Source organism: Lysinibacillus fusiformis (assembly GCF_003049525.1).
Lineage (GTDB): Bacteria > Bacillota > Bacilli > Bacillales_A > Planococcaceae > Lysinibacillus > Lysinibacillus fusiformis.
On record NZ_PYWL01000001.1, the window covers coordinates 915,750 to 932,908 of the forward strand.

The 17,159-nt window shown below is 38.3% G+C and carries 13 protein-coding genes; 3 read left to right on the forward strand and 10 right to left on the reverse strand.

All coding sequences use genetic code 11. The features are described 5' to 3' along the window. Positions 1 to 21: 21 nt before the first annotated feature. From C9J29_RS04450 to C9J29_RS04470, 5 genes are all read right to left on the reverse strand, one after another. Positions 22 to 189, reverse strand: a complete 168-nt coding sequence (locus C9J29_RS04450) for a biotin/lipoyl-containing protein (protein WP_107921712.1) — start codon at positions 187 to 189, stop codon at positions 22 to 24. 71 nt (positions 190 to 260) lie between these two features. Beyond that, on the reverse strand, positions 261 to 1,619 hold the full coding sequence (locus C9J29_RS04455) for an acetyl-CoA carboxylase biotin carboxylase subunit (RefSeq protein WP_008176123.1): 1,359 nt from the start codon (positions 1,617 to 1,619) through the stop codon (positions 261 to 263). Between the two features lie 15 nt (positions 1,620 to 1,634). After that, positions 1,635 to 3,269, reverse strand: coding sequence for an AMP-binding protein (locus tag C9J29_RS04460; RefSeq protein ID WP_096363475.1), 1,635 nt, complete (start codon positions 3,267 to 3,269; stop codon positions 1,635 to 1,637). Positions 3,270 to 3,416: 147 nt separating this feature from the next. After that, complete coding sequence (locus tag C9J29_RS04465) at positions 3,417 to 4,559, reverse strand: acyl-CoA dehydrogenase (protein ID WP_008176128.1); 1,143 nt, start codon at positions 4,557 to 4,559, stop codon at positions 3,417 to 3,419. Positions 4,560 to 4,679: 120 nt separating this feature from the next. After that, on the reverse strand, positions 4,680 to 5,297 hold the full coding sequence (locus C9J29_RS04470; protein WP_043990086.1) for a TetR/AcrR family transcriptional regulator: 618 nt from the start codon (positions 5,295 to 5,297) through the stop codon (positions 4,680 to 4,682). A gap of 374 nt (positions 5,298 to 5,671) precedes the next feature. On the opposite strand from C9J29_RS04470, the gene C9J29_RS04475 reads away from it, so the two are divergent. Further along, positions 5,672 to 7,861 carry a DNA topoisomerase III gene (locus C9J29_RS04475; protein WP_008176132.1) on the forward strand — a complete coding sequence of 730 codons (2,190 nt, stop codon included), beginning with the start codon at positions 5,672 to 5,674 and terminating at the stop codon, positions 7,859 to 7,861. A gap of 238 nt (positions 7,862 to 8,099) precedes the next feature. On the opposite strand, the gene C9J29_RS04480 is transcribed toward C9J29_RS04475, so the two are convergent. From C9J29_RS04480 to C9J29_RS04500, 5 genes are all read right to left on the reverse strand, one after another. Further along, positions 8,100 to 9,170: a glycosyltransferase family 2 protein gene (locus C9J29_RS04480; protein ID WP_089985964.1), complete on the reverse strand. Its 1,071-nt coding sequence runs from the start codon at positions 9,168 to 9,170 to the stop codon at positions 8,100 to 8,102. 136 nt (positions 9,171 to 9,306) lie between these two features. Continuing rightward, entirely contained in the window at positions 9,307 to 10,056 is a 750-nt protein-coding gene (locus C9J29_RS04485; protein WP_008176137.1) for a hypothetical protein, read from the reverse strand. A 1-nt stretch (position 10,057) separates the two neighbouring features. Continuing rightward, positions 10,058 to 13,840 (reverse strand): DEAD/DEAH box helicase, encoded by a 3,783-nt coding sequence (locus tag C9J29_RS04490; RefSeq protein WP_107921713.1) that lies wholly within the window; start codon positions 13,838 to 13,840, stop codon positions 10,058 to 10,060. A 112-nt stretch (positions 13,841 to 13,952) separates the two neighbouring features. Then, positions 13,953 to 14,507: an NADPH-dependent FMN reductase gene (locus C9J29_RS04495; protein ID WP_008176141.1), complete on the reverse strand. Its 555-nt coding sequence runs from the start codon at positions 14,505 to 14,507 to the stop codon at positions 13,953 to 13,955. A gap of 119 nt (positions 14,508 to 14,626) precedes the next feature. Continuing rightward, the gene (locus C9J29_RS04500; protein WP_107921714.1) at positions 14,627 to 15,472 is read right to left on the reverse strand and encodes an oxidoreductase; all 846 of its coding nucleotides are present in this window, start codon (positions 15,470 to 15,472) and stop codon (positions 14,627 to 14,629) included. 221 nt (positions 15,473 to 15,693) lie between these two features. On the opposite strand from C9J29_RS04500, the gene C9J29_RS04505 reads away from it, so the two are divergent. Together C9J29_RS04505 and C9J29_RS04510 are read left to right on the forward strand one after the other, a co-directional pair. Beyond that, a complete protein-coding gene (locus C9J29_RS04505; protein ID WP_008176144.1) occupies positions 15,694 to 16,740 on the forward strand; it encodes a PseG/SpsG family protein in 1,047 nt (348 codons plus the stop codon). 204 nt (positions 16,741 to 16,944) lie between these two features. Further along, positions 16,945 to 17,130: an SE1832 family protein gene (locus tag C9J29_RS04510; protein ID WP_008176146.1), complete on the forward strand. Its 186-nt coding sequence runs from the start codon at positions 16,945 to 16,947 to the stop codon at positions 17,128 to 17,130. Positions 17,131 to 17,159: the final 29 nt, after the last annotated feature.

Here is a 17,159-nt window from a genome sequence, read left to right on the forward strand (position 1 = left end):
ATCAACGTTAATGAAATCTCCTTAATTGGCGATAATTTTTGTTACCACGCCATCTTCTTCTGCTGCAATCGGAATTTCCATTTTCATTGATTCTAAAATTGCTACATCTTGACCTGCCGTTACTTTCTCACCTTCTGCTACGACGATTTTCCATACTGTACCTGCCATGCTTGCTTTTACTGTTGCCATAATCATTCACTCCTACTTTTAAGTTAATTATGCATTCGCCCTCTCTATGAAGCGCGAATGCTCTTCAATACTTACTTTGACTCTGCTAATTGTGGTAAATAAAATTGTTCGACAAATTTTGTAGTCGTATAGCCTTTTAAAAACTGTTCATGTGTAACAGTTTTTAAAAGCATTGGAATATTCGTTTGAATACCCTCGACTTTATATGCTTTCAGTGCTTGGATTAATCTTTCACAGGCAATGTCCCTTGTTTCTCCCCACACTACCAATTTACTAATCATTGGATCATAAAATGGTGTAACTGCTGAACCTGTCTCTACACCACACTCATGTCGAACCCCTTCGCCTGTTGGTAATTCTAGAGCTGTGATTGTACCAGGAGACGGGAAAAATGTAGAAGGATTTTCAGCGTATATACGCACTTCAATCGCATGACCCTGTTTCGTAATACTTTCTTTTGTAAATGAAAGGGGTTGCTGTGCAGCGATTTTTAATTGCTCCTCTACTAAATCAAGTTTTGTAATTTCCTCTGTCACAGGATGCTCTACTTGTAATCTTGTATTCATTTCTAAGAAATAAAAGTTTTGATCCTCATCTACCAAATACTCAATCGTTCCAGCGTTGACATAGCCAATATGCTTCGCTGCCTTCACTGACGCTTCTAGCATCTTATCTCTTGTCTCCTGTGAAATAAATGGTGATGGTGCTTCTTCTACTACTTTTTGATTTCTTCGTTGAATCGAACATTCACGTTCAAATAACGGAACCACATTGCCTTGATGATCGGCAATAATTTGTACTTCAACATGGTGAGGGTTAGCAATAAATCTCTCCATGTACATCGTGCCATCACCGAAAAATGACTGTGCACGTTTTTGATTTCCCTCAAATGCTTTTACTAGTTCCTCTGCATTTTCAACAAGTTGCATACCGATACCGCCACCGCCTGCCGATGCCTTTAACATAATTGGATAGCCTAAACGTTCAGCGATTTCAGTAGCTTCTTCTGCATCCTTTACAGGTGTCTCTACACCCTCTACAATGGGAACACCTGCAGCTTTCATTGTTTTACGTGCCTCTAATTTACTTCCCATTGATGCAATAACATCAGCACTTGGTCCAATAAAAATTAGACCTTCCTCTTCACAGCGCTTTGCAAACTCTGTATTTTCTGATAGTAGTCCATAGCCAGGATGAACAGCCTCGACGCCATTTTCTAGTGCAATTTCTAGAATACGTTCTATATTTAAATAGCTTTGTGCTACAGGTGGTTTCCCTACACAGTGCGCCTCATCTGCATCCTTCACATGTAAGCTTTCAGCATCTGCCTCAGAATAAATAGCAACCGTATGAATATTTAGGCGCCTGCATGTTCTGATAATACGTCTAGCAATCTCCCCACGATTTGCAATTAATACTTTATTGAACATATTCACTGCCCCTCCTTATCTGACGGTCATGACAAAATCTTCTCGTAATTTATATTTTTGAACCTTTCCTGAAGCAGTCATTGGATAATGATCGATAAAGAAAATATGTTTTGGGATTTTATGTCTAGAGATTTTATCCCGACAATATTCTCGAATCTCCTCTTCTGTTGCCTGCTCACCTTCTCGTAAAATAATCCAAGCTGCCGCTTCCTCCCCATACACAGGATCAGGAACGCCAGCAACCTGAACATCTGATATTTTCGGATGTGTATAAAGAAACTCCTCCATTTCACGAGGATATAAATTTTCACCACCGCGAATAATCATATCTTTTAAACGACCGGTTACACGGACATAGCCCGCTTCATCCATCGTTGCCAAATCACCCGTATGCAGCCAGCCATCTTGATCAATGGCAAGATCGGTTTCCTCTTGGTTTTTATAGTAGCCTTTCATTACATGGTAGCCTCTTGTACATAGCTCGCCTTGTTCATTTGTAGGTGCTTCCTCATTTGTCCCAGGAACTACAATTTTCGCCTCTAAGTTTGGTAAGGCACGGCCAACCGTCTCCACCTTTAGTGCTAACGGGTCATCCGTTCTCGTTTGCGTAATAACTGGGGATGATTCTGTTTGACCATAGCAAATCGTAATATCTGTCATACCCATTTTCTCAATCACTGCTTTCATTACCTCTATCGGACAATTAGAGCCCGCCATGACTCCTGTCCGTAGAGTTGAAAGATTGAAAGACTCAAAATTCGGTAAATTAAGCTCACTAATGAACATCGTTGGTACGCCATGTAATGCTGTGCACTTTTCTTGCTGAACCGTCCTTAGCACCTCTTCAGGTGAAAATTCTTGTACTGGCACCATCGTTCCACCACTAGTTGTAATTGCTAATGTTCCAATAACACAGCCAAAACAATGGAAAAATGGAACAGGTATGCAGAGGCGATCCTCTGCTGTTAACCGCATACACTCTGCAATGTTGACCGCGTTGTTCACTAAGTTAAAATGTGTAAGCATCACACCTTTAGGAAAACCTGTTGTACCAGACGTATATTGAATATTAATCACATCATCATAATGAAGAGATTGCTCTCTTTGTTCTAATTGTTCCTCGGTCACCTGATCAGCCGCTGCTACTACATCGGACCAATTTAATACACCGGGATACTTAGTCTCGCCGATTAAAATAACATTTTTTAATAAAGGTAGTCGCTTTGATTGCAAATTACCTGGTTCACAATGTTCAAGCTCCGGACATAACTCTTGAAGTGTATGGATAAAAGAATGGTCTCGATAATTTTCAATTAAAAATATCGTTTTGGCATCAGACTGCTTTAATAGATACTCCAACTCACTAGCTCGATAATTAGTGTTTACCGTAACGATTGGAGCTCCCATTTTCCCTGTACCAAATTGAAGCTGTACCCACTCAGGAACATTGGTCGTCCATACAGCAATATGGTCTCCTTTTTCAATTCCTAAAGCCATTAAGCCCCTTGCTACCAATCGCGCTTGACGATTTAGCTGCTCATAAGTCATTCGGAAATTTCTATCAGCATAGACCAAAGCCTCGTTCTGCGGGTACTTTTTAGATTGTTCATCTAGCAATTGACCAATTGTTTGATACACAAGCTCTGCCATGAAGATCCCCCTTGTTTATGCTATTAAACTTCTTTCAGCAATGAGATGAATGCGGATTTAAGCTACTTTTCAGCAGGTGTCTCGGTATCAGAAAGAAGTGCTCTATGCAGCACAAAGCTGATCCCAGACACAATGAGTTGAAAATCATTAACAGCCAATTAAACGAGAAATAACAAGACGTTGAATTTCAGATGTTCCTTCACCAATTTCCATTAATTTAATATCACGTAAATGACGTTCTACATCGTATTCTTTCATATATCCAGAACCGCCATGAATTTGAATGGCTTGATTACACGTACGGAAGCCCATTTCAGAAGCAAATAATTTAGCCATTGCTGCTTCTTTACCAAATGGTTTCTTTTGATCTTTTAGCCATGCCGCTTTATGTACAAGCGTACGAGCAAGCTCTATTTCCATCGCCATATCTGCTAATTTAAATTGAATGGCCTGTAGCTTCGAAATAGGTGCACCAAATTGCTCGCGTTCTTTTGCGAACTTCAGTGCCTTCTCATAAGCCGCCTGTGCAATTCCGACAGAAAGAGCTGCAATTGAAATACGACCACCATCTAAAGTGTTTAAAAACTGGCTAAATCCTCGCTTTTCATCGCCTAATAGATTGGTTCTAGGAACGCGAACATTTTGTAAAACAATCTCACATGTATTAGAACCTCGGACACCCATTTTGTCGTAGTTACAATTAATCGTTACACCTGGAGTATTCGTTGGCACAATAATAGAAGAAATAATCTTTTTGCCATCCTCACGTTTACCAGTCACCGCAGTTACAATAATTTGTCGAGCGTATCCTGCATTGGTAATCCAGCATTTTTCTCCATTAATAACGTAATCATCTCCATCAATGACGGCTGTAGTGCGTGTACCGCCTGCATCTGAACCTGCATTAGGCTCTGTTAAACCGAATGATCCTAATGTCTCACCCTTTGCCAATGGAACAAGAAATTCCTGCTTTTGCTCCTCCGTACCAAAGTTGTAAATTGGCGAAGCTCCTAAGCTAACAGCAGCTGCATAACTTAAGCCCGTGCCCCCACATGCACGGCCAATTTCCTCTACAGCTAAAGCGTAGGACACCGTATCACCACCTGAGCCACCATATTCTTCAGGAAATGGGATACCCAATAAGCCTAGTTCTGCCATCTTTTTAAAGCTTTCTATTCTCATCGTCGATGTCTCATCAACCTCACGAGCATACGGTTTAATCTCTTTCTCAGCAAAATCACGTACCATGTCTCGAATCATCACTTGTTCTTTTGTTAATTCAAAATTCATCCCTAATCCCCCTAATGTCAAATTTGCCATAGTAGATTTAGCTCAAAGATAATTTACTTCAAGTAAATACCGACTAGTCGGTTTGTAAAAGCAAATAATAAAACCAGTGTTTTCTACTGGCTACCCCTTTATCATAAATTGCTTTGCTTCATCCATTGCTTGTTCTGTCACAATCGCACGCAATACCATGTCGGTAAAAACATCTGTAATTTGCTCCATAGTTAATGGCCCAGATTGCTTAAACCATTTATATGTCCAGTTAATCATCCCCACAATCGCCATCGTAACAATGGTACAAGGCAATTCTGTACGAAAAACTTTCGTTTCTTGGCCTTCTGCTATCACTTTTTGCAAGATGTCCCGATAATGATCTCGTTTTTTATGAATAATCTCACTATACTCCTCTGAGAGTGAACGACTTTCTTCATAAAAGATTGTAATATGCGCTTGATACATATCAAATACTTGTGTCAGCGTTTGTAGCATCGCACATAACCGTGTAATGGGCGTGCCGTATTTGTCATATGCATCCTGTGATTGTTGAATAACATACGAAATAAAGACATCATGAATTTCATACAGCAATTCATCTTTTGATTTAAAATTATGATAAAATCCACCCTTTGATGCCCCTATATATTCAACGATACGATCAACAGTTACATTGTGATAACCATCCTGCTGAAACAGCTCAACTGAAGCCTCTACAATTCTTTGCTTTAATGTTTTCTTTACCATAGGCCCTATCATCCTTCATCTAGCTCTATACTCCATCACTCCTTATAATCAGGAAAAACAACTCTCTTTTATAAAAGTATTCTTTTTTTTCCTAATTATAAAAATACTATGACAATATAAATATAGCATTCTCAAAATTTGGTGTCTAGCAACAAATAGATTTCTCCTTTTAATACGAGCATAAAAATAACATTAAACAGAATTTAAAGAACCACAAACACATACATACCATATGTGATCCAACTCAAATTCATGACAATTTTTTATATCCGCTTTTCTTTATCCATTAAAACCATTTTCCACTGCTGTTCAACTGCTAACCCCCTCAACCTATGCTATATTTATTAACATGGAACTATGAAAGGGTGTTAACAATGGCAAAAAGCGTAGTAATTGCTGAAAAGCCTTCTGTAGCACGTGATATTGCGCGTGTACTGAAGTGTAATAAAAAGGGAAATGGCTTCCTTGAAGGAGATAAATACATTGTTACTTGGGCGCTTGGACATCTTGTCACACTAGCTGACCCAGAGAGTTATGATGTGAAATATAAAACGTGGAATCTTGAAGATTTACCCATGCTACCTGAACGCTTAAAGCTGTCGATCATTAAACAAACAGGAAAGCAATTTAATGCGGTCAAAAGCCAGCTTATTCGCAACGATGTTCATAATATCATTATTGCTACTGATGCCGGACGTGAGGGTGAATTAGTAGCTCGTTGGATTATTGATAAAGTAAAAATCAAAAAGCCACTTCAACGTTTATGGATTTCATCTGTAACTGATAAAGCGATTAAAGATGGCTTTGCTAATCTAAAACCAGGGAAGGCTTATGATAATCTTTATGCTTCGGCTGTAGCCCGCTCTGAGGCAGATTGGTATATTGGACTGAATGCTACACGTGCTTTAACTACCCGTTTTAATGCACAATTGAACTGTGGTCGTGTACAAACACCAACAGTAGCGATGATTGCCTCTCGTGAAGATGAAATTAAAAACTTTAAAGCTCAAACTTATTATGGTATAGAAGCTCAAACAACGGATCATTTAAAGCTTACTTGGCAGGATCGAAATGGTAATAGCCGCAGCTTTGATAAAGAAAAAATAGAAACATTAGTGAGAAAGCTTGGGAATAGCAATGCTACCGTAGCAGACATTGAAAAAAAACCTAAGAAATCATATGCACCAAGCCTTTATGATTTAACAGAGCTGCAGCGTGATGCCAATAAAATCTTTGGCTATTCTGCGAAGGAAACATTGAATATTATGCAAAAGCTTTACGAACAACATAAAGTGTTAACTTATCCACGTACGGATTCCCGCTTTATTTCTCAGGATATCGTTGCTACTATACCTGAACGTTTAAAGGCATGTGGTATTGGTGAGTATCGCCCAATCGCTAATAAATTACTAGCTAAACCGATAAAACCAACAAAAGCCTTTGTTGATGATAGTAAGGTTTCTGATCACCATGCAATCATTCCAACAGAGGGCTATGTGAATCTTTCTGCATTCTCAGATAAGGAACGTAAAATTTATGACCTTGTCGTGAAACGCTTCCTAGCCGTGTTACTTCCTGCTTTCGAATATGAGCAACTAACGCTGCGTGCAAAGATTGGTGATGAAAGCTTTATTGCTCGTGGAAAAACAATTTTATCCGCTGGTTGGAAGGAAGTATATGAACATCGCTTTGATGATGAGGACACAGCAGATGATGTGAAGGAGCAAATACTTCCACGCATTGATAAGGGAGATGTGCTAAAAGTTAAACTGCTTGCTGAAACATCTGGTCAAACAAAACCACCAGCTCGTTTTAATGAAGCAACATTGTTATCAGCCATGGAAAATCCGACAAAATATATGGCGACTAATGATAAAAAGTTAGCAGATACATTAAAATCTACTGGTGGGCTTGGTACAGTGGCAACACGCGCTGACATTATTGATAAGCTTTTCAATTCATTCTTAATTGAGAAACGCGGTGGCAAGGATATTTATATTACTTCTAAAGGCCGTCAATTACTGGATTTAGTGCCAGAGGAATTAAAATCCCCTGCCCTCACAGCAGAGTGGGAGCAAAAGCTTGAACTTATTGCAAAGGGCAAGCTCAATAAAGATGTATTTATTAATGAAATGAAAAACTATACAAAAGAAATTGTCACGGAAATTAAGGGCAGTGATAAAAAATATAAACATGACAATATTTCTACTAAGTCTTGTCCAGATTGCGGTAAACCAATGCTCGAGGTAAATGGCAAAAAAGGTAAAATGCTTGTCTGCCAGGATCGCGAATGTGGCCATCGTAAAAATGTGTCACGTACTACTAATGCACGCTGTCCGCAATGTAAGAAGAAATTAGAATTACGTGGTGAAGGGGATGGCCAAATTTTTGTATGTAAATGTGGCTATCGTGAAAAACTTTCTGCCTTTGAAGCAAGACGGAAAAAAGAAGGCGGAGGCAAGGTTGATAAACGTTCCGTACAAAAATACTTAAAGCAGCAAAATAATGAGGAACCTGTAAACAATGCACTTGCGGAAGCCTTAAAAGGTTTAAAGTTAGATTAACAATAAAGAGCAAATTCACACCGAATGTGAATTTGCTCTTTTATTATGCATACTCAAATCCACTAAACATATCTTGAATTAACAGAATATTCTATATATAAAAGGAGGTTTTTAATGGAAGCAAAAAATTTTAGGCCTCGTAATGTGATTTTTATGACGATTGTTGTTGGTGTATCTGTGTTAATTGGTCAAGCTATTTATGTCTTGTTTATTGATGTACCATTCCCTTAATAGAGATTTATATCTTTAAGCGACTGAGTAGATATTTTTCATTTTCTTTGATTTCTGAATGATTGGGTTTCCACTTTCGTGCCTCTAGGTTATGTTGATAGGCATTTTCGAATAACCGTAACTCCCTATATAACAGACTTAGTTGTAAATGAGGTAGCCATGTTGAGTAAGCTCGTTTTTGAATAGTCATTGAATCGACGGAAGCTTGTTGCAAAGCTTGGGAGTACCAATAGATAGCTTCTTTATGTTTTGATTGCTCCATAAAAAATTGGCCCATTCGGCAACATGCTTCTGGCTTTGGTCGATCATACAAAAAAGATTGTAAAATAGCTTGTTGAGCGTGATGATCATCCTGTAACAATCGATAGCATTCCCCTATATGCAAACATGCTTCAATGCGATCATCTGTAGCACCTAATTCGCTATCTAGAAATGTATTGTATTGATTTATGGCTTCTAAATAACGGTTATGCAGCTTTAATTCATTTGCATAATGAAATGAATCCCTTGCTGAAAGAGAATGTCCCTTTTGAATTAAACCTTCGTAGATACATAAGTTGCGATGAATATCCTTTGTTAACGGTAAATGTGTGACAGCTATATCACTGTGAAGGTGCTGACCAGATACCTTTAAATATTCATGGACAGCGCCCTGCCATTGAAAGTGATTGCCTCTTTTTACTAGACGATACTTTCGCTCACTGCACTCCACTACCCCATCGTCATCTAGTACTAGGTAATGATCCATAGTGACGGTATCAACCGTTGGATACAATGATTGCTTTAGTAGTAATAATTTATGTTGGTTTTCCTTTGTCATAATATCGTCTGCGTCTAGCCATAAAATATAATCTTTTGTTGCCTGCTGAAAGGAAAAATTGCGTGCATTTGCAAAATGATCACACCATGGAAAATCAAAAATGCGAGAGGTATAATTTTGGACAATATCTTTTGTACGATCAGTTGAGCCTGTATCAATAATATTCATCTCATCCACTATATGCCGAACCGAATCTAAGCATCTTTCAATCGTACATTGTGCATTTTTAACAATCATACATAAACTAATCGATACCATCTGTCCCCTCCTTATCATGTAGTAATATACTATGCTAGTTCATCCATTTATCAAAACAATTTTTCGTATCATCTCACTTTTAGGGCTGACATGGGAAATAAAAAAAACGAACGCTATCCACGCTCGTTTTTTCGTTCTATAAATATTGCTCACGCCACATCAATTGTTCTTTATCAGTAAGTTGTTGTTCTAGACAGTGGTCCCATTGATTTAATAACATATTCCACACACGAACAAATAGTATATCTTGCTCCTTATCGTAAAGGATAAATTCTAAGCATGGACTATCATTAATTTGTTGGGCTTCTACTTCAACAACTCTTGCGATTATTCTTTGTGAGTTGCCTGTGTCTTCTTTATCCACTTCTTGTAAGGCAGCTATAATGAGTGATTCATCAAATTGCTCCTGTTGTTCAGCTTCCTTATCTACATAACGATAAAGCTCTGGTAACTCATCGTATTCATCATTATTTACATCACTAGTCAAAAATGATTGATGACAAGGACTAAAGTAAAGAGTGGATGCTTCTACCTCAAGCTCCTCTTCAAAGATACCTTGTTCAAGCTGTTGCTGTCCTTTTTCTGTTAGCTTAAAGAAGCCTTCCTCATTTTTCATAAGACCTACGCGAATCATTAAAGACATCAGGTCTTCGATAAATAATGGATCTACAAGCAATAATTCGCTCAATTCTTCCACATTTCCAAAATCCGCCTCTTGAATGCTCAGTAGCAGCATGGTCATTAAGACATCCATCGTGGAACGGCGAACTGGCTCGTACGTTACATCCACTGTACGAATTGGAATACACCATTCAGCAGTTTTGACAATTTTTATATTGCGATTTTGTTGCAGCTCACGCATTAATCGTTGCTGTAATTTTGACACTCTACATCACCAATCCTTCATGATTACGCAAGCCTTCGTAGGATTTTACAGTATTTAATAACTGGGCATACATATCTCTTGTATCTTGATGTTTTGCACGTTTCGCAAACATGTCTGCACTTCCTACAAGTAGTAGTAACTCCCGAGCACGGGATAGAGCTACATTTAAGCGACGATAATCTCTTGCAAAGCCAATATCTCCACCTTTTGGTGTATTACGAACCATACTGACGAGAATTACGTCCATCTCCATACCTTGGAATTTATCAACTGTCCCCGTTCTAAATTGTAAATGCGGCAACTGTAGCTCCTGCTGTAGGAGACGATTTATTTTCTTCACTTGCTCACCGTAGAAGCTAATGACTCCAACACTTTTCAAGGCATCCTGTGGCATACGCCCTGCTTCTTTTGCTGCCTTCACTGCATCATTTAGATCTAGCAAAATACGACGAATTATTTGTAATTCCCCTTCATTATAACGGCTTGTGCCTCCCTTTACCTGTTCCTCTAAATAAGGTTTTTCAGTTGGAATATCAATCCATAATAAATGGTCATCACGTTTGACAAATTGTCCCTCTAAGCCATGATCTCTCGCCGAATCTGAGTCTGGCAAGCCACATTGCAAGCCATTTTCTTCTTGCGCGTAAAATGGGGTAATACTTTGCATAATTTTTTCATGCATGCGGTATTGAAGAGCTAGCATTTGCTTATGGGTTTGAGGCAGATTATTGAATAAGCGCTCAAATAATGATTCACGTAGTAAACTTTTCAATTCTTGTGCGCCTTCAAAATTTGGATTTTCCTCTAGCATCGCCTTCAAAGTTTCCTCCAATGTATCGTCACCAAGTAGGGGTGGTAGCTGGTGATGATCCCCTACCAAAATAACCTTTTTCCCCTTCAGCATTGGTAATAATAATTCTGGCGGTGTTGCCTTTGAGACTTCATCAATAATGACAACATCAAAGGTTGGGTAATTTTCCATAAACTCTTTACTCGCCGAAGCTACACATGTGGTACCAATAACATTTGCATGTCGTACATACAATTTTCTAATTTCATCTAAATCATATTCAGTAGCGTTTTGTAGTTTTTCTCGCCATTGCTCTTGCAATTTTTTTCGAAGCGGTAGTTGTTTTTCCTGACGCTGTAAATCTTCAATAGCTTGCTTTGAAGTTTGAATAGCTTCTCTAACCTCTTCTGCTGTTCGCTCTGGTGTCGACTGCAATAGCTTTGTGAATGTGGCCAATTGCTTTTCCTTTTTCAATCCCGCAACATTGATTTCCTTTAACCGCTCTTCCATCTGTGATAGCAGTAGGTCTACTTCCTCCAAGCTAGCTTGTACGGTTTGAAGTGAAGCTTGTTTTGGTACTAATTGAACTCTAGCCTTTTCAACTCGTTCTAGTTGCTGATTGGCTTCCTGAAGAGACTCTCGTAATTGTCCCATAAGAATTTTTAAATATTCAACGGATTCCTCTGGTACTTCTTCTAATAGGAAGTTGCTTGCTAGCTGTTGTAATCGCTCTGTATGCTGTATAAATGGCTGCAATTGCCGCTGAATGCTTTGTACATCAAAGCTTGTAATGGCACACTCTTGATGCAGTAAACTAACAAGATTTTTTCGGAATGACTCGTATTCTTCGTCTTTATGGTCTTGTTGTTGTTTTAGTGCCATTCCTTTTTGCCATACAAAATCACGACGCATATAGAGCCCCAGCAAATAGCTTTCAATTTCATGAATTGCAGGCGTTTGATCGTCTTGAAACGCCTTGTTTAATTGAGCAAATACACCTGTAAGGTTTTGTAAAGAAAAAGATTGCACAGGCTGTAATCTTCTTTTTGCTTGCGCTTGCTCCTTCACCTCATCCGTCACTAACGCCTCTAGCTTTGCAATGGCTTTTTGGAGACGACTATTAATGGTAGACCATGCCTCTAAATCTTTTGCATCCTCTAGATGTTGTATTCGATTCATTTGCTGCGAAAGGACATGAGAAGGACGAATTTGATAATGCTGTAAATATCGTTGGATACGCTCATAGGACGTCAATGTATGGACATACTTTTGCGCTTCCTTCATGATGATGAGACGATTATTTTCTGTTTCATATTTTTCTTGTATATCTTGGAATTGAACTGTTAATTGCTGTTTTTGCTCCAGCAATTCTTTATATTGAACAGCTGCCTCTAATTGCTCCACTTTTTGTGAAGTCTCTTGAATGGTAAGCTGTAGATTTTCAATTGAAGGATGATCAGCAAGTGTCTGTTCAAGCTGCTGTATAATGGGCTCTATTTGTGCGAGCTGCTTCTCATAATGTTCTTTTTGAGCTTCATATGTCTGTTGCTCTGTTTTGGCAGCTTTTAAGTCTTTTTTTAACGCTTGAATTTCCTGCTGTAAAATTGGTTCTTCAATAGCAGCCTGCTCTTTAGCGGCCATTTCCTGCGTCAATTCCTCAAGCCATAACTCTAATTTTTCAAGCTCAGCTATTGCTTTGGTCAAATTGTCCTTGAACATCTGCTCACGTTCAGGAAAGACCAAGATTGCTTCTTCAATTGCTGTCAATGTTTGCTCACGCCACTGCAGAGCTACATTTTCTTCAATAAATTTTTTTCCCTCTTCCTCAATACTTTCCGTTCTACCATAGCGTAAAATTCGAATTTCTTGATTGGAAAGAAGCCGTCCTAAAGCATTATCTACCGCTAGATTTGACTGAGATGCAACAAGTGTTTTTAAACCAGCTTTCACATTTTGCTGACAAATCTCTGAAATGACAGTTGTTTTCCCTGTACCAGGTGGACCTTGTATGACAAATAAATCTTCAACGGATAAAGCGCCTAAAACCGCTCGTCTTTGATATTCATTTAAATTATTATGAAATTCAATATCTTCTTGTAGCTTCGATGCTCGTACAGAAGGACGTTTTTCAAATAGGATCGTCTCTAAATTAGGATTAACAGCCTCACCCTTTTCTAACTTGGTAAAGCCATTACGTAATCTTCTAATTTGACTTAATGTTGCAAAGTTGCTGAAGCTCGCTTGTTTCGAACGAAGATTAAGCTGATCCTTGCGAGCTAATTCTTGTGTAAAAGGCTTTAAATCAATTTCAACTGTTTGCTTTCCAGCATGAGTCTTCAACACTTGTCCTATTTCACCACGGACACCTTGAATACTAACACTCAAGCCTTCTAATTGCTTCCATTCCTTATTCTTTATGTAGGGACAAACAAGCGTTAAGCGTGTAAAGTCTTCATTGAAATAGCTTTGCTTAAATTCACTATGAATATCGTCAATAGTCGCATCGCGTTCTTGTATTTTTAAATAACCTTCCCAGCTAGCAATACGTTTTTTTACATATTCAGTCCGTTCTTCCGCAATCGGTAGCTGTCTAATTTTCGTATGAAGCTCAAGTGGAACGCCTGCTCCGTTATTAGGCTTTGTAACAAATTCCAGTGCTGCTGCTAAACGGCGATTTGTGTTAATCGGCCCTCGCATATGCACAAAACGAATATTTGTCGCTAGCAACCCTTCCAGCTTTAATACACAGTCCATAATCACCGTTTTCTCGGAAATACTATCACTTAATTTTTCATTGTCTTCAGCATTAAAATAGATAGATAAAAATATTTCACCCACTGTTTTTGCTTTGCGTTTTTCAATGTAGACTGTAAAAGATCTTTGTAACGCAAAAAAGGCATGCTCGTTTGCTGAGCATTCCTCTACCGCTTCCTTTGCCTTATTAGTCAAAATAAGACAACAGCGTTGTTTTTCTAGTAAAGCGATGTCCTGCATGAGCAGCCCTCCTTCCAGTGTCACTAAAGTTTTATTTTATCACATACTAAAAGAATACTTACAAAGAAAAATCCCCTGCACAGTGATTTCTTACCACAGTGCAAGGGTACTATTAATGTTGATCGATTGTTTCCTTCGGCAAGTTCTTGCTCATCTCACAGTATTGAACAAATACACGCGCTAATTCACGTAAGCGGCTATGAACATCCTCATCCACAATATGATTATCTGCATCAAAATGGGATGTATGTGTATACACATAGTTCGGTGTAACAAGAGCACGGAAGTAGTCTAAAATAGGTTTTAATTGATTTTCTACAACAAGGTGGTGTTGATATGTGCCGCCATTTGCAACTATAGATACAGGTTTATAGCGCATTGTTTTAGGGTGTAGGAAGTCAAATGCATTCTTCAAAACGCCCGGAATTGATGCTTGGAAAATTGGCGTTGCAATAATATAAGCATCCGCTTCCTCAAATTGTTGGATCATTTTCTTCATATCCTCATTTAATGGTGAGCCATCAACAATTTGATGTTTATATTCACTAAAATGCATCATTTCTAAATCGAAACTAGCATCTAATTCTTTAATATATTGTTCCACTTGCTCTAAAATAGCACCGGTTTTTCGACCAAACATCGTGCCATCAACGAGTAAAATTTTCATCTTTACTTTGCCTCCACATTCATCTTCTACAATAATATTGTAACAAATGAAAAGTGGCTCGGAAAGAATAGGAATGAGGAAAGCAAGAAATTCAGTCTTTAGGCGGAAAGCAAGAAAAATTACTCTTTATCATATGGTCGAAAACGAACTTCTTCATCGACAACCTTATCGTGGATAGTATATTTCTCACGATCAATCACTACATTGCGATTAACCTTATCCTCTTCATGAAGCGAATCTGCTTTTTGAATTTTATCCCAATTAAATAATGTCTCCCTCGAAACATCTTCTTCTACCGTTTCCGGAAATGCCAATATTGCTAATTCATGAGAAGGATAAATTGTCACTGGTTGTTGCTTACCGTGTAGCGCAATAATCATCATTGCCTTTGCTACTTGAGAGGCTTCAATGGCTCTAAATCGCTTTAGTGGTCCTATTAACAATGGCTTGGCTAGTTTTAATACCTTTTCTCCTACCTTCTCCCCTAAACGAAATTCATTCCGTTCTCCTACTAAGAGTGAAGGTCGAATAATAGAAAGCTGCTGTAAGCCCAACTCCATTAAATCATGTTCTAGCTTTCCTTTAACTCGGTTATAGTAAAAAGGAGAACTCTCTTTAGCACCCATTGCAGTGATGACAAGAAAATGGGGAATCCCACGCTTCTTCGCCAATGAAGCAATCGCTAAAGGATATTCAAAATCTACCTTTTCGAACACCTTTCGAGAACCTGCCTTTTTTATAGTTGTGCCTAAACAGCAATATAGTTCATGCGCAAATGCTATATCTTGTTCCTCTAACCTATCAAAATCACAAATTTTCACTTCTAGCTTGGGATGCTTAAAAGTTGGTTTTCTTCTCGCGATTACTGTCACGGATACATATTCATCATTTTCACATAATTGCTCTACTAGAGAGGAGCCCGTTAATCCTGTTGCTCCAACTACAATTGCAGCACGCATACCCATACTTCTTCCCTCCTTTCATCATCACCATCTTTGTTATGTATCTTAATAAACTCACTATATATATCGACCACTTTTTTAATGATTAAAAGTTATTTATCGTACCTATAAGATAGCTATTTGAAAGATTTATTTAAAAAGATCATTGATCAAATCCTAAATTTTACACATACTTGCTCTTTCTTCGCCATAATTTAAAGAGACAGAGAAAGGGTGGGATACATTTGCAAAACGAAACGCAAGCAATAGTACCGAAAAAAACGATTGTTTTCATTATTGAAAGCTGTATTGATAAAGGGCTGTATCCTTTTGAACGGGTTTCAACATTAGCTAAACTACTGACGAATGAGAAGGTTTTTATATTTGTAAAAACTCCTTCAAATGACGGGATTCAAATTTTAATGAATGAGGGTCTAACCCCCGTTTTATTTGATCATTTTAATGAACTTCCTAAGCAAATGAAAGGCATTCAGCCAGATTTAATTGTCAGAGATGGCCGCAATTCCGAGGCTTTACAAGTACAGGATTTACGACCTTTCTGCAAAACGATTATTCACTTTGATGATTTTGGTGAAGGTGGTCAAGCCTGTGACTGTGTACTACTAGCACTCTATCACGAGGTAAAAGATTATTTACCGTCTCATTATATTGGCGGGAGCTTTGTTTTTGCACTACCCGAAGACTATCAAAACTTTAGCGATAGACCTGAAAGCAAAACACCTGAAAATCCTCCCCATATCGTTGTAGCTTTTGAAGATGGGGACGAGCATAATTTAACCTATCGTACACTTCGACACTTAACACAGCTCCAAATTCCACTACAAATTACAGTTATGATTGACGACAGCTACCGCCATGCTATAGACGACTTGCAAATGATGGTTTTAAGTCGTCGCAACACAGCCATCCTTCGTGATAAAAACGCACTTCTCAAACTTTTACCAAAAGCAGATGTTATTATTTGCAATGCCAATTATACGCCTTACAAAATTGCCTCTTATGGTGTGCCATGCATTACGCTTGCACAATCGGAGGCAGAGCTATTACATGCTTTCCCAAGAGAACAGAACGGTTTTATTCATCTAGGGCTAGGTCGTAAAATGAAACAATCACAAATACAAAATGCTGTTATGGAGTTTCTTTTACATGAAGCACGCAGTGAACGTGCCGTAAAAAAACAACGCCAGCTCAATCTCGTTAGTAATAATGAAACACTCTTAGAACTACTTTTAGACTTTGCTTATGATCGTCATAATATCGCTTCTACTTAGTGCTACTTCAAAGACGATTATGATACAATATATAAGAAATTTTCACTTTAGCATCTCATCTTATAAAAGTTGGGACTTATGTAAGTTCAAATTTTTTCAGTTCCCGATTGATTTTAATGACTAAGCGGTGGGGGATCAATAAAACCCCCATCGCTTTTTACACGCATTCGCTATACAAATATTCTTAAAAAAGGAGCAACCATCATGCCAACCAAAAATGATTTAGAATATCAAATTAAAGAATTAAAAATGGACTATATCAATTTACAAGGCGATATTGAAAAACTTGAGTCTACAGGACACAACGATCAAGTAGCACAGGCAGAGCAACGTCTTGCAAATATGGAATCGAAGCTTGCAGAGCTGAATAAGCAACTTGCAGAACTATAAAATGTAAACTTGAAAGACAGTTGGAGGAA